This is a genomic window from Gluconobacter sphaericus NBRC 12467, from assembly GCF_006539125.1.
Lineage (GTDB): Bacteria > Pseudomonadota > Alphaproteobacteria > Acetobacterales > Acetobacteraceae > Gluconobacter > Gluconobacter sphaericus.
In genome coordinates, this window is record NZ_BJMK01000003.1 from 106,762 (window position 1) to 126,288 (window position 19,527).

17 protein-coding genes are annotated in these 19,527 nt (G+C 62.1%); 8 read left to right on the plus strand and 9 right to left on the minus strand.

The window, feature by feature from the left end; genetic code table 11:
- Positions 1-93: 93 nt before the first annotated feature.
- Complete coding sequence (locus GSP01_RS03605; RefSeq protein ID WP_141350811.1) at positions 94-2,808, minus strand: M16 family metallopeptidase; 2,715 nt, start codon at positions 2,806-2,808, stop codon at positions 94-96.
- A 165-nt stretch (positions 2,809-2,973) separates the two neighbouring features.
- Between GSP01_RS03605 and GSP01_RS03610 the strand changes: the two genes are divergently transcribed.
- Both GSP01_RS03610 and GSP01_RS03615 read left to right on the plus strand, forming a co-directional pair.
- Positions 2,974-3,510, plus strand: coding sequence for a hypothetical protein (locus tag GSP01_RS03610; protein ID WP_141350813.1), 537 nt, complete (start codon positions 2,974-2,976; stop codon positions 3,508-3,510).
- Between the two features lie 39 nt (positions 3,511-3,549).
- On the plus strand, positions 3,550-4,590 hold the full coding sequence (locus GSP01_RS03615; protein WP_174787534.1) for a glycosyltransferase: 1,041 nt from the start codon (positions 3,550-3,552) through the stop codon (positions 4,588-4,590).
- 4 nt (positions 4,591-4,594) lie between these two features.
- Here GSP01_RS03615 and GSP01_RS03620 read toward each other — a convergent pair whose 3' ends face one another.
- From GSP01_RS03620 to GSP01_RS03635, 4 genes are all read right to left on the minus strand, one after another.
- On the minus strand, positions 4,595-5,188 hold the full coding sequence (locus GSP01_RS03620) for a DUF4339 domain-containing protein (RefSeq protein ID WP_141350815.1): 594 nt from the start codon (positions 5,186-5,188) through the stop codon (positions 4,595-4,597).
- A 192-nt stretch (positions 5,189-5,380) separates the two neighbouring features.
- Positions 5,381-7,696, minus strand: coding sequence for a xanthine dehydrogenase family protein molybdopterin-binding subunit (locus GSP01_RS03625; RefSeq protein WP_141350817.1), 2,316 nt, complete (start codon positions 7,694-7,696; stop codon positions 5,381-5,383).
- Positions 7,689-8,165, minus strand: a complete 477-nt coding sequence (locus tag GSP01_RS03630) for a (2Fe-2S)-binding protein (RefSeq protein ID WP_141350819.1) — start codon at positions 8,163-8,165, stop codon at positions 7,689-7,691. Before GSP01_RS03630 ends, GSP01_RS03625 begins: the two co-directional genes overlap by 8 nt.
- A gap of 26 nt (positions 8,166-8,191) precedes the next feature.
- Positions 8,192-9,526, minus strand: coding sequence for a cytochrome c (locus tag GSP01_RS03635; protein WP_141350821.1), 1,335 nt, complete (start codon positions 9,524-9,526; stop codon positions 8,192-8,194).
- 462 nt (positions 9,527-9,988) lie between these two features.
- Between GSP01_RS03635 and GSP01_RS03640 the strand changes: the two genes are divergently transcribed.
- The 5 genes from GSP01_RS03640 (at position 9,989) to GSP01_RS03660 (ending at position 15,734) form a co-directional block, all read left to right on the plus strand.
- Complete coding sequence (locus tag GSP01_RS03640; protein ID WP_141350823.1) at positions 9,989-11,023, plus strand: FecCD family ABC transporter permease; 1,035 nt, start codon at positions 9,989-9,991, stop codon at positions 11,021-11,023.
- Entirely contained in the window at positions 11,020-11,802 is a 783-nt protein-coding gene (locus GSP01_RS03645) for an ABC transporter ATP-binding protein (RefSeq protein ID WP_141350825.1), read from the plus strand. Before GSP01_RS03640 ends, GSP01_RS03645 begins: the two co-directional genes overlap by 4 nt.
- A 14-nt stretch (positions 11,803-11,816) precedes the next feature.
- On the plus strand, positions 11,817-12,803 hold the full coding sequence (locus GSP01_RS03650) for an ABC transporter substrate-binding protein (RefSeq protein ID WP_228123741.1): 987 nt from the start codon (positions 11,817-11,819) through the stop codon (positions 12,801-12,803).
- A gap of 28 nt (positions 12,804-12,831) precedes the next feature.
- A complete protein-coding gene (locus GSP01_RS03655; protein WP_141350829.1) occupies positions 12,832-15,006 on the plus strand; it encodes a family 20 glycosylhydrolase in 2,175 nt (724 codons plus the stop codon).
- A 62-nt stretch (positions 15,007-15,068) separates the two neighbouring features.
- Positions 15,069-15,734 (plus strand): HAD family hydrolase, encoded by a 666-nt coding sequence (locus GSP01_RS03660; RefSeq protein ID WP_141350831.1) that lies wholly within the window; start codon positions 15,069-15,071, stop codon positions 15,732-15,734.
- Positions 15,735-15,754: 20 nt separating this feature from the next.
- Here GSP01_RS03660 and GSP01_RS03665 read toward each other — a convergent pair whose 3' ends face one another.
- The 4 genes from GSP01_RS03665 to GSP01_RS03680 form a co-directional block, all read right to left on the minus strand.
- The gene (locus GSP01_RS03665; RefSeq protein ID WP_141350833.1) at positions 15,755-16,828 is read right to left on the minus strand and encodes a LacI family DNA-binding transcriptional regulator; all 1,074 of its coding nucleotides are present in this window, start codon (positions 16,826-16,828) and stop codon (positions 15,755-15,757) included.
- A 202-nt stretch (positions 16,829-17,030) separates the two neighbouring features.
- A complete protein-coding gene (locus GSP01_RS03670) occupies positions 17,031-17,288 on the minus strand; it encodes a hypothetical protein (RefSeq protein ID WP_174787535.1) in 258 nt (85 codons plus the stop codon).
- Positions 17,289-17,415: 127 nt separating this feature from the next.
- Positions 17,416-17,799, minus strand: coding sequence for an ArsR/SmtB family transcription factor (locus tag GSP01_RS03675; RefSeq protein WP_141350835.1), 384 nt, complete (start codon positions 17,797-17,799; stop codon positions 17,416-17,418).
- Positions 17,796-18,443: a peroxiredoxin gene (locus GSP01_RS03680; RefSeq protein ID WP_141350837.1), complete on the minus strand. Its 648-nt coding sequence runs from the start codon at positions 18,441-18,443 to the stop codon at positions 17,796-17,798. Before GSP01_RS03680 ends, GSP01_RS03675 begins: the two co-directional genes overlap by 4 nt.
- A 108-nt stretch (positions 18,444-18,551) precedes the next feature.
- On the opposite strand from GSP01_RS03680, the gene GSP01_RS03685 reads away from it, so the two are divergent.
- Positions 18,552-19,478 carry an MBL fold metallo-hydrolase gene (locus GSP01_RS03685; protein ID WP_141350839.1) on the plus strand — a complete coding sequence of 309 codons (927 nt, stop codon included), beginning with the start codon at positions 18,552-18,554 and terminating at the stop codon, positions 19,476-19,478.
- The last annotated feature ends 49 nt before the right edge of the window (positions 19,479-19,527 follow it).

Genomic DNA, 19,527 nt, shown 5'->3' on the forward strand with positions numbered 1-19,527 from the left:
CCGGCTTTTTTGTGCCCTGGGTTCAGGGGCGGGTATGAAAAAAAGGCCACGGAGCAGTCCGTGGCCTTTTGCTGTTGTGCCGGAAGGGAAAGATCAGTTCGGCTGGGGACCCATGACGATCTGGGCGAGGTCAGTGGGGCGGACCCATTTGCGGAAAGCGGCCTGCACCTGCTCGGGCTTCATGTCGTAGATCGCCTGAGCGGCTTTGGCCGGGCTGTCCAGCGGCAGGTCGAGGGCGATCAGGGACAGGTAGCTTCCGGCCAATGCGCTGAAGCTGGCGCGGGACATGGGCTGGCTACGCAGCAGGGACGCCTTGGCGAGGTCGAGGCTTTCCTTCGAGACGGGGATGTTGCGCATGTCTTCGACGTCCTTGACGGCGAGGGCGCGGGCCTTCCCAACCTTGTCCGGATCGGCGCCAAAGGTGATGCCGAAGCCGCTGCGGGTGCGGGAATAGGTAAAGCCGCTTCCGGCGCCATAGACATAGCCTGTCTTCACGCGCAGGTCCTGCATCAGGCGCGAAGAGAAACCATCCCCGAGGATCGTGTTGCCGACGGCCAGGGCATGGCGGTCGGGGTCAGTTACCTTCATGCCGATGGTCTCAACGAGCTTGACCTCATCCTGTGAGCGTCCCGGATCCGCGACCACAGCCTGGGAGGCGCGGCTCAGAGGGATGTCGGGCAGATCGACGACGGGCTTCGGGCCTACGGCCTTCCAGACGCCAAAAGCCTTTTCGATATCTGCCTTTGCGGCTTCGGGGGTAATGTCGCCGACGATGACAATGGTGGTCAGATCCGGGCGGTAGGCGTGGGCGTAATAGGCCTGTACGTCTGCAAGTGTGAGCTTGCCGATCGTGGCGGGAGTCGCTTCACGCAGGGTAGGGTCCTGCGGCGGGACCAGCGCCTTGCGGGCAGCGCGGCCGAAGCGGTAGCCCGGTGACTGGAGTTCGCCGGCCTGTGCTTGTGCGGCCTGCATCTGGGTGATGTGGAACGCTTTTTCCGGGAAGGCCGGGTTCAGCTCGTGATCCGCCAGCAGGGCGAGACCCTTTTCAAAGTTCGGCGTCAGAGTGCTGAGCGAGAAAGACGCGCCGGCGTCCTCGTCTGCCGAGAGATCGTCGAGGGCGCGGGCGAGGGCCAGACGGTCATGCGTTTTGCTGCCGTAGAGGAACATCTGTTCGGTCACGTCCGCCACGCCTTCCTGCCCGGCCGGCTGTTCGAGATCTGCGTTCTGGCGGATGCGGCCGATCAGTTCGACGGTGTGGCTGACATGCTCGGGCTGGACCAGCAGGTGCAGGCCGTTCGACAGCGTATAGGCGGCCGGAAGGGGGGCTGCGGCCGGGATCGTCAGGCGGGCGAGGGCCTGCTGTGCCCAGTTCGGCAGGGCGACCTTGCCGGAAGGCGGTGTATTGAAGGATTCAGCGCCCCCGAAGCCTTTCTGGCCGACCGGCTTGCCCGAGGAGCTTGGTGTCAGGGTGGCGGTGATGGCGTGGGCGGGGTCGAGCAGCTTTTTGGCCAGCGCGTCAACCTGTTCCTTGGTCACGTGGCGGAAGGCGGCCAGCATGTCCTGCGGGTCGTTCAGGTGCTGGATGGCGACGGCCTGTGACCAGCTTTCGGCCAGGCCGGAAATGCTGTTGGCGTTGAATTCGAGCGAGGCGATTTCCTTACGACGGGCGGCTTCGATCAGCTCGGCCGGGATGCCGTGGGTGCGGAAATTCTCCATGATGCTGGCGACGCTGCTCCGCAGGGCGTCCGGGTTCGCACCTTTGGGGAAGCCGGCATAAGCGACGCCCAGACCGGCCTGTGCTTCGGGGTCATACATGAAGCCGGTATCGAGTGCCTTGCCGGACGGTACGAGGTCGAACAGGGCGGCCCGCTGGCTGCTGATGGCGTCGGCGAGCAGGGTGGCGGCGGCGTAGTCGGGATCACGCTGGCCGGGCATGCGCCAGGCCATGGTCACGAGGCCGATCGGCAGGTCGGTATCGAGCGCGATGCTCTGTGCCTTGGCCGGAGTGGGGGAGACAGTGCCGCGCTCTGGCAGGGTGGAGGCCGGGATGTTGCCGAAAGCGGCCTGAACCTTCTTCAGTGTGTCCTGTGGGTCCACATCGCCGGTGATGACCAGCACGGCGTTGTTGGGCGCGTACCAGGAATCATAGAACTTCTTCAGCAGGGGCGCTGTCGTGGCATCGAAGGATGGACGGGTGCCGAGGGCGTCCTGCTCGTAGGGGGTGCCGGCATAGAGGGCGGCGCGGATCTGCGAGAGATAGCGGTAGATCGGGCTGGAGAGGTCGCGTGAGACTTCCTGTTCGATGGCGCCTTTCTCATGTGCCCATTCGGCTTCGGTGATGTTCAGGCCGCGCATGCGTCCGGCCTCGATGCGGAGCAGGACGTCGAGGTCACTGGCGGGGGCCTTGAAATAATACTGGGTGACGTCTGACGTTGTGTCCGCATTGTCGTTGTTGCCGAGCTGCGCGCTGATGGTGGAAAGCTGGTCGCGCGACAGGCTCTGCGAGCCGTTGAACATCATGTGCTCAAGCGCATGAGCCGTCCCTGGAAAGCCTTTCGGGGCGTTCACCGAGCCTGTCTCATAGTTCAGCATCGTCTGCACCACCGGGGCGAGAGTATCGCGCACCACGATGACCCGCAGTCCGTTGGCGAGGGTCGCCCGTGTGACCGTCGTGGGGGTGGCACTCGCTGTTGCTGCGTTTGTCGTGGGGGTCGTGGCCGGTGCGGCCTGGGCTCCCGCAAGGACCGGAGACGCCAGCATGGTGGCTGTCAGCAGTGACAGACGTGACAGACGGAAGAGTGCGGACATGTGTTCAGAACTTTCCAGAGGAGAAACGCATCTTCATAAAAGAATAAACCGGTTGGGCCGGTCTCTGTCCAGCATGTGTAGCCTGCGTTGGCCGAGCTGTATCTGACGGCCGGATGAAGAAAAAATTATGTGCAGGGGGGTGTCCGGGCGGATAAAGTGCCTGTGATGACTTTACCTGAACGCATTGCCCATGTGGATGACTGGCTGCTCGATCGGTTGTTCCAGCCTGTGGCGGATCGCCTTCCCGGGCGCCTGACGGCGCTGCAGCTTGGCCTGAGCTGTCAGCTCGGCGCGCTGATGCTGGACGGGCTCTCCCTCGTGCTGCCTATGCTGCTGTTCGGCGCCAGTCTGTCCAACATGATCGACAGTGCGCTGATCTGGTGCATCAGTCTGGCGTTCTTCCTCGGCATGAAACGTTCGGCGCCGCTGGTTCGTCCCGGGATGCTCAATCCGCTGCGACCGCTGCTGCGGGCCATGCGCCTGCTGTCGCTGGCGTTTCTGGTCTACCAGTTGTTCCGCGGCATGGGCGTGCCGGGTTTCATCTGGCTTCTGACCCAGATGACCACGATTTCCCAGCTTCTGTTCACGGTGGGGCTCTATCTCGTGGCCTGTCAGCCAAGGCCACCGTATCAGCGTATGTCCACCCGTAGTGGCCCGATCATTGAGGGTGCATGGGGCGTCGGGGGCCGGATCAACTCCTGATTTCCGGTTTTCCCGCCACGCCCATCAAGGAAAAAGCGCGTGACTTCCCGATTGAGAATTCTGCACTGCCTCTCGACCCGGGAATTCGCGGGGACGGAGCGTCATCTTGCGGAACTCTCCGCCATTCAGGCGCGGAGCCATGACGTTACGCTCCTGCTGGAGCGTAATACGGTCGATCCGCTGACGGGCGGCGACATCAGCGGGTTTCTCTGTCCCCAGGTGAAGGTCGTGCGGGCTGGGAGGGCGGGCTATCTGCCCGCACTGGCCTCCGAGTTGCGCAGCGGCCGCCATGATATCGTCCATACCCATTTGGGTCGTGCCTCCGCCCGTGTGAGCTGGCTGCGTCGGGCGGGGCTGGTGGGGTCCGTTCCGGTGGTGGCCACGCTGCACACCTGCTATCGGGGGCGTAGCTATGCCGCGCATGACGGGTTGGTCTGTATTGCGTCCTGGCAGCAGGAGTCCCTGCCGGAAAAACAGCGTAATGCCTCTGCGTTGATTCCCAACTGGACGGTGCCTCCGCGATCAACCTGCGAAGTGCGCGCGGCTCTGCGGGCGCGGATGCGGTGGGAGTGGAAAATTCCGGACGGGGGCGTCGTAATTGGCGCAGCGGGGCGGATGGTTGAGGAGAAGAATTTCGGGCTTCTGATTCAGGCCTGGAAGCAGGCGGAGCTGAAGCCCGGGACCCGTCTCGTTATCGTGGGCGACGGGCCGGAGCGCGGCGCGCTGCAACAGGCGGCACAGGGGCGTTCGGAGATCATCTTCACCGGGTATCGCACGGACATGCCCGATCTTCTGGCGGCGTTTGATGCGTTTATCGTGCCCTCACGTCATGAACCGTTCGGACTGGTGCTGCTGGAGGCCATGGAAGCCGGATTGCCAGTTTGTGCTACGGCGGCCGGTGGCGTGAAGGATATTCTGGCTGATGCGCCGGATTGCATGGTGGTGCCGGACTGTCTGGAGGCGTTGGCGGAAGGGCTGCGTCGTCTGGAGCATGCTGTACCGCGCCAATGGGACATGTCGCGCTATAGGATCGGTGCGGCAGCCAGCAGGGTCGAGGCGTTTTACCGCCGGTATTGCTGAGGGCTTACAGCTCGTAGTAGCGGCGGGAGACGTAGCTGGAGAGGCCTTCGTCCGGCATGATGTGCCAGCCATTGGTGATCGCGGGAATGAACTCGCACAGAAACACGAGTACCGACAGGAAAAAAAGCAGCATGCCGTGACCCACGATCTGGATGCGGCGCCAGAAATAGAGCGGGGGCAGGAGGATCCACAGGATCGTGCCGGGGCGGAAGCCCGCTGCCAGCAGGCTGCGGCGGTCCATGATCAGCGCGTAGTAGAAAATCCCGATACTGACGACCATAGTGCCGATATTGCTCGCGAACTCCGGAATGAAGCCGAATCCTTCCAGAATTTCGATCGCCATCTTGCCGAAGAACGGGCCGATCAGGCTGAGCCACAGCCAGCGGTTCGAGATCAGGCTTACGGGAAGAGCCGGTGGAACGCCTTCGGGCTGGGGGGGCCAGAACACGCAGCTTCCAGCTGGGTGCCATTCACTGCCGAAGCTTTCGGTCCAGCACAGGGTGGAATGTCCGATGATCCCTTCTGTGACGAGGGCTTTCATCCCATCTGCTGACACCGGCCCCTTGCGGGTGCCATGTTCTTCGTAAAACCAGCTCACAGTTTGTCCTTTTCCCGGCGGCGTATCGTCGTCCCGGCTCCTGCTGGTTCCTGAACGGCTCAGTCTCTCACGACTTTTGGGGTTTTTGGCAAGCCTATCCCGTCCGGATTATGGGATGTGGCTCTGTCACCACGCATGAAAAAGGCCGCAGTTCCGGGGGGCTGCGGCCTTTTTCGTGATGCGCGGGCTGGATTAGCTCTTATGCTGCTTCAGCTCGCGGCGGGCATCGGCAGGGCGCATCGGCATGTGGCGCAGGCGTATGCCAACGGCGTTGAAGAGTGCGTTACCAATAGCAGGTGCGACGACCGTGACACCCGGTTCACCAAGGCCTGTGGGCTTTTCAGTGTTCTGGATGAATTCGATATCCATCTCCGGTACATCGGGTATGCGCAGCGGGGTGTAGGTGTTGAGGTTGCGGTCCTTGATCGTGCCGTCGACGATCTCGGTACCCTCGAACAGGGCCATGCTCAGGCCCCATAGCGCCGCGCCTTCGGTTTGGGCCAGGGCTCCACCCGGATCGACGATAGTGCCGGCATCGAGCACCAGCCAGAGTTTTTGGCAGGTGATCACGCCCGTCTTGCGATCGACATGAACCTGCGCCGCACCGGCTGTCCAGGTCGGCATACCGCGTTCCTGGCCGAAGCTGGTGGCGATGCCGATACCGGTATCAGCAGGAAGCTGCTGCTTGGCATATCCGATCTTGTCGGCCAGACGCTGGAGTACAGCGGCCTGACGCTTTGCCCCGCCCACTGAGTTGGGAGCCTGACCGGCATTGCGCCCTTGTGCCGTGAACATCGACAGGCGGAATTCCAGCGGGTCTTGCTTGGTCGAGTGGGCAACTTCGTCGAGGAAGCTTTCCAGGGCCCACGGCGTCCAGCCGGCACTGACCGAGCGCAGCCAGCCGGGACGGAAGGTTGCGTTGGCGAGATCGTTGCTGATGGCGCGGACGCGGGTCGGGCCGGTTTCGTACCAGTGGTCCGCACCAGCGATGGCGAACGGATCGTACTTCTTGCCGTCTTCACCGGTGGCGAGGAAGGCCGGGGCCATGACCTGCGTCGGCCAGCCTGCGACTGCGACATAATCCATAGCCACGATTTTCTTGCGGTCGTTGTCGAGCGCAACCTTGATCGTCTGGATGGACGGCGAGCGGATGGAGTCCAGCTCCATGTCATCGGAACGGGTCAGGATCAGCTTTACCGGTGCGCCGCCGATGGCCTTGGAGGCAAGGGCTGCCGGAATGCAGTAATCGCCGTTCAGACGACGTCCGAAACCACCGCCGAGCATGTAGGTGCGCATGACGACCTGCTCTTCGGGGACCTGGAGCGACTTGGCGAGCTGCGGCAGGATCAGGGACTGCCACTGGTTGCCGGTGTGGATTTCCCACATGCCGTCAATGTGGCGGGCCACGGCGTTCACCGGCTCGAGCTGGTAATGCGCGACCGAGGCACATGTATAGCTGCGTTCGAAAACCTGACCGGGGTGGATGGTCAGGGCTTCGTCCACGCCCTTGTCATTGAAGACGCGGGTGCCGTTCTTCGGATCAGCGGCCAGCTTGCGGCCGTGCTCGATGATGTCCGCCTCGGAGACGTTGATCGTCGGGCCGGGATTCCACTGGACTTTCAGGGCGTCGGCAGCACGGATGGCGGCGGGATAGGTCTTTGCCAGTGCCACGACCCAGCCCGGAACGATGCCGGAAGGATCGTCCAGCACGACGTAGCGCAGATAGCCGGGGATCTTCTTCGCGGCGCTGTCGTCCACGGAGATGACTTTGGCGGCGTAGCGGGTCGGCGGCATTTTCGGGCGGCCATAAACCATGCCGTCGAGCTTGACGTCGATGCCGTAAATGGCCTTGCCAGTCGTCTTGTCTGGAATGTCGAGCGCCGGGACGGGCTTGCTGATGAGGCGACGGTTCGTGACCGGCTTGAGCGGCAGTTTTGCCATCTCGTCCGGCGTGAAACTCCGCGTCGGCTTGGCGCGGGCCACGATGTCTCCGAAGGACACGCTTTTGCCGCCTGCGGAAACGACGCTTTCACTGACGGTGCAGTGCTCCGGCGTCGTGCCGAGGAGTTTTGCGCCTTCTTCCAGCATGACTGTCCGGGCTGCGGCACCGGCCTGACGGAACGTGTCCCAGGTGTCCCAGACCGACCAGGACCCGCCGGTGACGTATTTCCCGGCCCATTTCGGAGCGGTGTCGACTTCGGTGATCCGGATATTGTCCCAGTTCGCATCCATTTCGTCCGCGATGATGCGGGCGAGGGCGGTGCCGACATGCTGGCCCATTTCGGCGCGAACGATATTGACGTTGATGGCGCCGTCGGGCGCGATGGCGCACCAGATGTTGGGCTCGAACGCGGCTTCCGGCGGCATGGCGGAGGGCAGCGTCGTGGCAGCGCCGGCCTTGCGGGCGAAACCGAACATCAGCCCGGCGCCGGTCGCCGTCATCAGGAAGTTGCGGCGGGAGAGGCGCGTGGCGTCGCTCTTTTTCGCAATCTGTTCGATTTTAGCCATTGTTGGCGCCTTCCTGCTGCTTGGAAGCAGCTTCCTTGATGGCCTTGCGGATGCGGATATAGGTCATGCAGCGGCAGAGGCTGCCGCCCATTACGCCGTCAATCTGGTCGTCCGTCGGGTTCGGATAGTCCTTCAGGAGGCTTGCGGCCTGCATGATCTGTCCGGACTGGCAGTAGCCGCATTGCGGTACCTGCTGGTCACGCCAAGCAACCTGCACGACGTGGTTTCCTGCCGGGTCCAGACCTTCGATCGTTGTGACCGAAGCGCCTTCGACGGCGGAGAGCGGCGTAATGCAGGAGCGTGTGGCGCGGCCGCCCACATGGACGGTGCAGGCACCGCATTCACCGATGCCGCAGCCGAACTTGGTGCCGGTCAGGTTCAGGTCGTCACGGATGGCCCAGAGCAGGGGGGTATCTGCCGGGGCGTCGACCGTAACGGGCTGTCCGTTGAGTTCAAATTTCGTGGTCATGTCCTGTTTTCCCAGTCCTGCCCGGATCAGTGCGAAGCGTTGATGGGCGGAGCTTCGAGCGTGGCGCGCGCGCTCGCGGCCTTCTTCTCCAGATCCGTCCAGGGGGGCAGCGTGGTGCGTGTGCGACGCAGATACGCGGCGATGCGGGCCATGTCATGATCGGACAGGGCAGTGTAGAAGCTCGGCATCGAGATGTGGTCCTGACCTTCCTCAGCGGTGATGCCATGCAGCATGACCTGATAGAGGTTGTTCGGCTCATCCAGCCACAGCGCATTGTTCAGGGCCAGTTCCGGGCGACCCAGAACGGGGTTCGGGCCGGAATTGTAATGGCAGGCGCCGCAGGCGGCCTGATACAGCCGGGCGTCGGCGTCCTCCGTCTGCGGGCCGGTCAGATTGATGCCAGACATGTGCATGGCGCGGGCAATCGCAGCCTGATCGCCAGCACTGCGTTGGGCGGCCTTGTCCACGTCCGCATAATAATGGGCGATGGCGTGTACGTCTTCCTCGGGGATCTTGGAGAGGAAGCGGTGCGGCACGGGCGACATCGGGCCTGCGGCGGAACCGTGCAGCGGAGCCACGCCGAAACGCAGGTACTGGAACAGTTCGTCTTCGGTCCAGACGACGGGCGTCGGGTTATGGTCGTTCAGCGGCGGAGCGATCCAGCCGTCGATGACTGCACCGTCATAGACATTGCTCATCTTTTCGGCGCCGAGAAGGTTACGCGGCGTATGGCAGGCGCCACAGTGTTCGTTGCCCTCGGCGAGATAGGCACCACGGTTCCATTGTGCGTCGTGCTTCGGGTCGTTCTGGTAGCGGCCCGGAGTGAAGAACAGCAGCTTCCAGAAACCCTGGCCGGTCAGACGGATGTTGATCGGGAAGGGGACCGTGTTGTCACGCGGCTTCAGATGCACGGCCGGGCGCGTCATCAGATAGGCGTAGAGATCCGAGACGTCCTGATCGTTGACCTTCGTGAAATGGTCGAACGGGAAAGCCGGATAGAGCTGTGAGCCGTCGCGGGCGATGCCCTTGTTCATGGCGCGCTTGAACGCAGCCAGCGACCAGTTGCCGATTCCCCATTCTTCATCAGGCGTGATGTTGGACGAGAAGATGTCACCGAAGGGTGTGGCCATCTTGAAGTCGCCGGCCAGTTCTGGGCCGGTCTTGCCATCCACGCGGGTATGACATTCCGCACAGTAGCCGCCATTCGCCACGATTTCGCCGCGGCTGATGGCGGCTGCGGAGAATGACGATGCGGCTGGCCGCGGGATCGGGGCAATGGCGGGGTACCAGGCATAGGCAAGAAAGCCGATGCCTCCCACTGCGCCAATGCCAATGACGGCGGCAGCTATCCGTTTGAGCATGCTTAAACTGTCCCGGCAGGTTTGAAATGGTTTGCCACAAAAGATGGCAGTTGGGTGCAACCTAGGGCACGGAGGCGTGAAAGGAAAGATTGCGTTATCTCAAAACCGGGTGTTTCTGGAAATGAATGTCGCCTCTGTCATGAAAATAACACAGATTTTGTGCTGTTTCAGCATTAATACGGGATTTTTTTGGTCCTGATTGCAGTATTCCCTGAGGTGGACTCTGTGTGGATATGGGAAGGGTATTGATGTCTTGTCATGAGAGGCTGCTGGATTGCTTCCATAACAAGTATGCTTCTCTGTGAATATTATGACACCGAGTGTCAAAAGCCTCCTATGCTTCTGACAGACTTCCAGAACCTGTTCCGAGGGTGCTTCAGACTCCGCTCTCTGCCCGGGTCTATCCCTCGGTGGGGTTCTGGTGATGCGGGAAGGCTTGGCTTATGATTTCCTGACGGCAGATTGGCCGTTCTGCCGAGAGGAAGCGTTATTTCCGCCCGTCCTGCCCTGATCCGGTCTCTCGCATTGGTCTGTGTCATTCTGAGCGTGCTGTGCGCGCTCTGTCTGGGGCGGTATCCGTTGTCGCTACTGCGCGTGGTGGGGGTGTTCGGGTCTCTGTTGCATCTGTCTTCCGCGAGTGATCCCGTGGCGCAGGTTGTCGTCATGCAGGCGCGACTGCCGCGTATTCTGGCGGCGCTTCTGGTCGGAAGTGCGCTGTCCTGTGGGGGGGCAACCTATCAGGCGGTCTTCCGCAATCCGCTGGTCTCGCCTGATCTGCTTGGGGTTCTGAGTGGGGCGGCGTTTGGTGCTGCGCTTAGTATCGTCAGTGGCGGGTCGGCGGTTGTGGTGCAGATGGGGGCGTTCGGCGGCGGTCTGCTGGCTGTCGGGACGGGGCTGCTGATCAGCAGGACGTTGCCCGGCGGAGGGATCCTGACGTTGTTGCTGGGTGGTTTGATCGGGAATGCGATTTTCTCGGCGTTACTGTCTTTGGTGAAATATCTGGCCGATCCGATGGATCAGCTGCCCGCTATTGTGAACTGGCTGCTGGGCAGTCTGGCGCCGAGCAACTGGCAGGAACTGGCCTGGATGTCGGGGCCGCTGATTGTTCTGACGGTGGCGTTGGTTCTGTGTGCGCCGGTGCTTGATGTTCTGTCGCTCGGGGATGATGAGGCACGCAGTCTGGGCGTATCGGTGCGGGTTATGCGTCCGGCGCTGATCGTGCTGGCGACGCTGGTCTGTGCCATGACGATCTCGATGGCGGGGATTATTGGCTGGATCGGGCTTCTGGTGCCGCATGTCGCGCGGCTTCTGGCCGGGGCGGAACATCGGAACATGATGCCGGTGACGGCGCTTCTGGGGGCGGCCGGGCTGGTGCTGGCTGATACCTGTGCGCGCAGTCTGACGACGGGGGAGGTTCCGCTGGGGATCGTTACGCAGCTTTTCGGGGCGCTGGCCTTTGTGCTGGTGCTGCGGCGTCTGCGGAGTGGGGTGGCATGACGCTGCTGTCCTGCCGGAACCTGGGGTTTTGTCAGCCCCGGGGGAATGCTTTCGTGCTGCAGGGGATCGATCTCTCGCTGGAGAAGGGTGAGCTGGTCGGGCTGCTGGGTCTGAACGGGGCGGGTAAAAGTACGCTGTTGCGGTTGCTGATGGGGTTTCTGACGTCTTCGGTCGGAGATGTCTTTCTGGAAGGTCGCTCTCTGCGTGAGTGGTCTGCCTCTGCCATTGCGCGGCATCTCGCTTATGTGCCGCAAAGCCATGTCGCGACCTTTCCCTATACGGTGCGGCGGATGGTGGAGTTGGGGCGTGTGCCTTATTCCGGGCTGACGGGACGCCTGGCTCCCGAAGATCGGATGGCGGTTGATGCCGCGCTGGAGCGGATGGGGCTGTCGGGATTGGCGGATCGGCCGGTGACGGAGCTTTCCGGCGGGGAGCGACAGAGGGTTGTGCTGGCGCGGGCCATTGCGCAGGACGCGCAGGGCCTGCTGCTGGATGAGCCGATGACCGGGCTTGATTATGGGTATCAGCTGCGTCTGATGGCGCTGCTGGCGGATCTTGCTCGGGAAGGCCGGCTTGTTATGCTCACCTCGCACCGGCCGGAAGAACTGTATGTCCAGGCAAGCCGGGTTCTGGTCCTGGATCACGGCCGGATTGATGCAGACGGGCCGCCTCAGGATGTTGTGACGGCGCAACGGATGTCAGCGCTTTACGGTGTGTCTCTGGCCCAGACGGACCATGCCGGAAACCGCTTTTTCCATCATGGAAGGGACGAGAAATGACACTCTCACAACTCTTGAAGAGGTTTTCGGTCCTCACACTCCCGGCGGCTCTGCTGGGTGGGGCGCTGTTCATATCCCTGCCGGCTCCTGTGGCGCATGCCGCCCCGCCCGGGCGGATCGTTGAAGGCTGGTACGCGCATAATGCGACGCTCATCATGCTGGGTGCGCAGGACCGGATCGTGGGCACCGTGGCGCGTCCGGCGATGCTGCCCTGGATGTTCCATCTGGTGCCGGAACTGGCAGAGGCCGAGACGTTGGATCCGGGCAACCTGAATGCGGAAGAACTGCTGGCGCTGCATCCCGATCTGGTGTTCGTCACCAGCTCGGGCCATTCCGCCGGGGCCCTGATACGGGCGGGGCTGAATGTGGCGCCTGAAGGGTTTGACCGGTTTGATACGATGCTCGACTGCGTGGACGGGACCGCGACCCTGCTTCAGACGCCGATTGCCGCCAAGCGTGCTCAGGCTTATCGCTCGGCGTTCCTTCAGGTCATCTCGCAGGCTCCGACAAACCCGCAGGGGCCGCGCGTGCTGCATGTGGAGTCCCTCAAGCCGCTGCGGGTGGATGGTGATGACAGCATCATTGACCAATGGATACGCAGTGCAGGCGGGCTGAATGCGGCGCAGGGGATTCACGGCAACAAGCAACCCGTTTCCATCGAGCAGGTCCTCTCCTGGAATCCGGATATTCTGATCGTTGCTGCCAATGCGGGCGATCCGGAAGCATTGGAAAAGGACCCTGTCTGGTCGAAGATCAAGGCCGTGCAGTCGGGGAGGATCTATCGCAATCCGACGGGTCTTTTCCCCTGGGATCGCTATGGGCCGGAGCTGATGCTTCAGGTGATCTGGGCCCGGCAGATCGTCCAGACCGGACAGGTGAATGTCCCGGCGATGATCCGGTCGATCCGGTCTTTCTATCATGATTTCTATGGCATTTCGCTCTCGGCTGATGATGCGCAGCGGATGCTTGATGCGCTGCCGCCCCCTACCGATACGCACTGATCTTCCGATTTTTCAAGGAAAGCCCCGTATGACGCATAACGTCTCGCTTCGCGGCCTGAGTTCTTCCCGCAGGTGTGCCCGTGTGGCGTGGCTGCTTCTTGCGGGAAGTGTGCTGACCGGAGAACTGGGAGGTGTTGCGCGGGCGGAAGAGGCCCTGCTGCCCGTGCCGCAAACTGTTTCGGTCTCCAATGGGGTGGCATCAATCGGGGGTGGGATTCAGGTCGTGTGGGACACGCGGCCCTCGCCTCTGCTGCGGCGGGCCGCAGCGCGGTTCACGACACGTCTGGCCGCGATTGCCGGGCCTGCGGGCAGGGGAACGCCTTATGTGCTGCATATCTCGGCTGGGCAGGACCGGGCTTATCTGAGTGTGGACGAGAAGGAGCGTTATGCGCTCACGACGTCCGTTAGCGGTGCTCGGCTGGAGGCAGATGGACCGGCGGGGGTGATGCACGGGCTGGCGACGTTGCTTCAGCTTGTTCGGGTGGCGCCGCAGGGGGCGCTGGTGGAGCGGGTGCATGTCGAGGATGCGCCCAGGTTTGCCTGGCGCGGTTTGCTGATGGATGTGTCGCGGCATTTCGATACGGTCGAGACTGTCGAACGGCAGCTTGATGCGATGGAGCTGGTCAAGCTCAACGTCCTGCACTGGCATCTGAGTGACGGAGCGGGTTTCCGTGTCGAGAGCCGGATGTTCCCGAAGCTCCAGAGCGTGGCGTCGCACGGCCAGTATTACACGCAGGCGCAGATCCGCGAGGTCGTGGCTTATGCGGCTGACCGTGGCATCCGTGTCGTGCCGGAAATCGACGTGCCGGGTCATGTGCTGGCGATTCTTCAGGCCTATCCTGAACTGGCGGCCCAGCCTCTGCCGGATGTGAGCGCCAAGGGGTTGAACCTCAATAATGCTGCGCTCGACCCGACCAATCCGCAGACGTTGCATTTTGTGCGCGTGTTGTACGGGGAGATGGGCGCACTTTTCCCGGACCGTTATGTTCATGCTGGTGGCGATGAGGTCGTCTCCTCTCAGTGGACGAAGAATCCGGCCATTGCGGCCTATATGAAGGCGCATGGTTTCGAGACGGCCGCTGCGCTTCAGGCGGCTTTTACAGGAGAGGTTGCGAAGATCGTTTCTGCCCAGGGGCATGTCATGATGGGCTGGGACGAGGTCAGTGAGGCGCCGATCCCCAAAAATGTTGTCGTCGAACCGTGGCGGGCCTCGAAATGGACCGGGACGGCGACGCGGGCCGGGCATCCGGTTGTGGTGTCAGCAGGGTATTATCTGGACCTGCTGCGGCCGTCTGTCGCCCATTATGCGGTGGATCCGTTTGATACGAAGGCCGAGGGGATTACGGCGGAGCAGTTGGCGAAATATCCGTCCAAACATCCTGAGTTTTGGGCGCCGTTCGCGATGGATGAGCATGCTCTGCCTCTGGATGACGGGCAGAAGGCGCTGGTTATGGGGGCGGAAGGTACGCTCTGGGCGGAAATGATGTCTGAGCCGATGCTGGATGGGCGGCTATGGCCCCGGATGGCGGCTCTGGCCGAGCGGTTCTGGTCCGGGCAGGATGTGCGCGATGTTCCTGATCTGGAACGGCGTCTGCCGCTAGTGATGGCGGAGCTTGAGGCGACCGGGCTTCAGGCAACGCAGCATCGGGAGGTCATGCGCGAGGCCATGGCGCCGGGACATTCGGAGCCGCTGAAGATCCTGACCGAAGTGACGGTCCCAGTCCGAAACTACGCTCTCAACCATCTCGCTGCATCCAGTGGGGATGCGATACTCTCCGCGCCGGCTGCGGTGACGGATCCGGATGCGTTTGTAGCACTGCGGTTTAATGAAATGGCAGCGCGGTACGTCCGGGGCGAGCGCAGGCTTGCGGTTCCGCTGCGGGAGATGCTGCAGCGTTGGTCGGGCAATGATGCGGCGTTTGTGGTGGGCGCGAAGGGTATTCCGGTGCTTGAGGCGGTCGTGCCGGTGTCGCATGCCGTCGGTCTGCTGTCGCGGGCGGGGCTCGGGGTTCTGGACGGTCGGGAAGGTTCGGCTTGGCGGATAGATGCGAGTCGGCTGCTTCAGGAACAGCAGGCGGCCTTTGAAAACTCGGCCAACATGCTGGCATCCGCCCATAGCCCTCAACCGCCCGGGGGATTGCTGATTGCGATCCTGCCGGGAATCCGAGCGCTTTTGACGGGGGTGGCAAAGCCTGCGGAGTAAGACATCGGTCAGTTGTTGTGCGGGGGGATGGATTTCCGGCGCTGGGCGGGGGAAAAGGGGATATGACACGTTTTTCGATCCTTCTCCTCGATTATGACGGCACTCTGGCGGAGACGCGGCCCGCTATTCTGCGCAGCTTGAAGGAGGCCTTTGATGCGGTGGGTGTGACAGCGCCCTCCACTGATGTCCTCGAACAGGAACTGACGCGGGGCGGGACGCTCCAGACCCTGTTCCAAGCGATCGTACCCAAAAGCGACGAACGCGAGGCCGCCTCATTCGTGCGGCACTATCGGGCGTTCTATCCGGCGGCTGATGAGGAAGAGACGGTCCTGTTCGACGGCGTGGTGGAGACGCTGGCCGCTCTGAAGGAGCAGGGGAAAACTCTCGCCATTCTTAGCAACAAGCATGCGCCCACGGTCCATGCGAGCATGGCGCGATTTGGTCTGGAATCGTTTTTCAGCGCTGTTGTGGCGTCAGAGCCGAACCTCCCGCACAAGCCCGATCCGCGTGTGATGGAAGAACGTGTTCGTCCGCTTTTTCCCGATCTGCCGCGCTCGGCTTTCCTGATGGTGGGCGATACCGTGGCCGATCTCCAGTTCGCGCGTAACGCTGGAATTGCCTCATGCTGGGCCAGTTACGGTCATGGGTCTTCGCAGCAATGCGTCGCACTGGGGCCGGATCTGCGGATTGACGCTTTCGCGGACCTGCCGGCGGCGCTTCAGGGCTGAAGGCCTCCCGAACGGGAAGTTCAGGCGGCGGGGCCGATACTGCCGCGCAGGACCAGTTCGGTTTCAAGGATGACGTTTTCGTTGCTGCCTGTGGCGGCGCTGAGCAGGCGGACGGCTTCCGTGCCCTTGCGCTCATGCGGCTGGTGGATCGTGCTCAGGTCCGCGCCTTCTGCGGCGGGGATGTCGTCAAAGCCGAAGATCGACACATCCTGCGGGATGTTTAGGCCAAGCGCACGGATGGTTTGCATGGCGCCGATGGCCACGCGGTCGCTCATGGCGAGGATGGCGGTCGGGCGTTGGGCGCGATTGAGGAGATGGCGTACGCCCTGGGCGCCCATGTCTTCGGAGTTGATCGGGATTTCCCAGGTCGGGACGTCCTCGGGCGCGATCCCGGCTTCTTGCAATGCGAGCACATAGCCTTCAAGGCGCATGGCGATGGTGCTGTGGGCGATATTGTCGCGGCGTTTGGCGGTCAGCGGGCCGAAATATCCGTCATGGGCCGTCTTGAGTGACAGGATGCCGAAATGCCGGTGCCCGAGATCGAGAAGCGTCTTGGCTGCGCGGTAGGCAGAGCCACGATCGTCGATCCCGACATAGGGTACGCCGTTGAGACGGGGCTGATCCACCACCACGAGGGGGACGTTGCGCTGCTGTGCCATCATGACGCAGCGGCTGTCTGGGGCGACGGAGTAGAGGATGTACCCGTCCACGGCAGCATTGCCGAGCGAGACTGGAGCTGTGCGGTTGCGTAGGTTGCTGCCCGCGGAAATCAGGGCGAGATCGGTTTCCCGCTCGTCACAGGAGCGGGCGACGCCGTTGAGGACGCTGAGGATCGCGGGATCGGTGAAGGCATAGGGCAGGTCTTCGCTGAACAGGAAGCCCAGAGCGCCTGCGCGACCTGTGGCAAGCTGTTTGGCCGCTGGATCGGGGCCGGTATATCCAAGCTCCTGCGCGGCGGCGAGGATCTTCTCGCGCAGGGCGGCTGAGAGCTGGCCAGGGCGGATATAGGCATTGGAAACCGTTGTGTGGGAAACCCCGACCTGTGCTGCCACGTCCTTGAGGGTTACTTTGCGGCGGTCGTACTGTCGGGTCATTGTTCCGGTCTGTCCAGCAAAACACACCAGGCCTGTCGGGTCCGATCCTGACGGTTGCGGTGTGATGTCAGTATTCTGTTGAAAATCACTGGACGCACCATATCCAGTCTGTCGGGTGGAAACCAGTCACGGACGCGGGAGGGATTACGGAAATAGCCGATTTCGCAATCACGGATCCGTCAAACTGGTTTGCAGGAGTGCTTCAGCCCTGTTTCGGCTTGGGCGCAGATGCTTTTTTGGCTTGAGGGAGAGGTGTGAACATCGCGCGGCATTTCGGGGATAGTTTGTCGATCTTCTTCTGCATGCAGGCGGTGATCTTGGCTTCGTTGGGAATGGCAAGCGCACACAGACGCAGCGCATCGCCCTTGCAGGCCTTCGTCTGTTCTTCGCGTGTGGCTGCGCTTGCGGTCTGCGTCAGTGCAAATGCCAGGCCGGTCAGAGCGATAAAATAACGGATCATGTTCTTTCTCCTTACCTGCAGGTAAGCGTATGGGGCTTTTGCAGTTTCATCTCCGAATCACTTTATCGCAACTATACGTCCCTTATTGTCTTTAAATAGGGATTGGATAATTCCTGATTAAGGACTTTCAGGGGTGAAGAATACGGGCAAAACGCGCCGAAGCTGCTGGCCCGGGTGTGGCTTCAGGTGTGGGAGAAGGTAGTTCTGGCGGAAGTGCGCCGGGTTGAAGGCTCATCAGAAGGACGCGGGCCCGCCGGGCATCGGGCGTGTCGGCCCAGCAGTAGTGAATGGCGCGGGATTCGCGTTGGGATTCGATCAGGCCGGCACGTCTGAGGGCGCCCAGATGCTGGCTTAGCGTGGGTTGGCCGATGCCGGTCATGGTTTCGAGTTCGCTGACGGCATGTGTGCTGTCGAGCAGGGCCGAGAGGATCATGAGGCGTTGAGGCTGGGCGAGGATGCGCAGCCATTCCGCCAGTTCCCGGCTTTTCTCAAGTGGGAGCAGAACAGTCATGGGCGTTCCCGAGTCATGGGCTGGAAGAACCACTTCGCTCCGGCTTTTTCTACGGCGGCCTGTGTCTGCAGCGGTGGTGCGATGGTGCACTGTCCGGGTTGCCAGTTTTCAGGGGTCAGGGCGCCTGAACGGTCCACTTCCTGAAGGGCGCAGACCAGGCGGAGCAGTTCCGGGACGGAGCGTCCGACGGTGGCCGGGTAGTTCAGGATGGCCCGGATGATGCCTGAGGGGTCGATCACGAAGACCGAGCGTACAGTGGCACTGTCCTGTGCGGCGCTGTCCAGCATTCCGTAGGCCCGGGCGACGGCGAGGGAGGGGTCTTCGATGATGGGGAAGGGGACGTGGACGTCGAACTGCGTGTGGATGGCATCGATCCAGGCAAGATGCGCGGGGAGGCTGTCTGCGGAAATCCCCAGGAGGACGCAGTCCCGCTGCTGGAACTCCTCCGCGCTGCGGGCCAGGGCAATGAACTCGCTTGTGCAGACGGGTGTGAAATCGGCCGGATGGGCGAAAAGCAGAACCCAGTGTCCGCGCAGGGCGCTCATGATGAATTCGCCATGCGTGGTGCGGGCGCTGAAATCCGGAGCACGATCGCCGATGCGCAGGGGCGGAAGAGGGGTTTCAGCAGAAGAGGATACGTTCATGATCCGGTTCCAAAAGCATCAGGGCGCTTGACATGCAACACTTACAATATTAACTTAACAGTTAATGAAAGTGTCGTAAAGGCATTCCACAGCCAGAGGGTGAGCGCCATGCATGATGCAGCAATCCAGGCCGCAACCGGCCAGATCCGGCGAACCGAGGCAGGCGCGTCCCCCTCTCCGGTTGTCTGTACATTTTTCGATGAGGCGACAAATACGGCTACGCATGTCGTCCATTGTCCGGTCACGAAGCGCGCTGCGGTTATCGACAGCGTACTCGATTACGACGCAGCCGCCGGGCGCACGTCGCACGGATCGGCGCAGGCAATTGTTGATTATGTCGTGCGGGAAGGTCTGGGCGTTGACTGGCAGCTGGAGACGCATGCCCATGCAGATCATCTGTCCGCTGCTCCGTGGCTTCAGGAAAAGATTGGTGGGAAGCTTGGGATCGGGGCGGATATTGTTCGGGTTCAGGCAGTATTCGGCAAGATTTTCAATGCTGGGACGCGGTTCGCGCGGGACGGGTCGCAGTTCGACTGTCTGTTTACTGATGGCGAGACGTTCCGGATTGGAGAGCTCCCCGTGACGGTACTGCATGTCCCGGGCCATACACCGGCGGACATGGCGTTTGTGATCGGCAATGTCGCTTTTGTGGGCGATACAATCTTCATGCCGGATTTCGGTACGGCCCGGGCGGATTTTCCGGGGGGTGACTCACGGCAGCTTTTCCGGTCCATCCGCCGTCTGCTGTCGCTGCCGGTCGAGACGCGGCTGTTTCTGTGCCATGACTACAAGGCGCCGGGCCGTGACGAATACGCCTGGCTGACGACGGTTGGACATGAGCGTGGCTACAACATCCATGTTCATGACGGAATCAGCGAAGAAGAATTTGTGAAGATGCGGACGGAGCGCGATGCCACTCTGGCGATGCCGCGTCTGCTGATGCCGTCCGTGCAGGTCAATATGCGCGGCGGGCACCTGCCCGAGCCTGAAGCCGATGGCGTGAGCTACATCAAGATTCCCGTTAATCGCGTCTGATACCGGTATTTTCGGCGCGTCTCTGCCGTTGTTGCAAGATCTTTCCTCG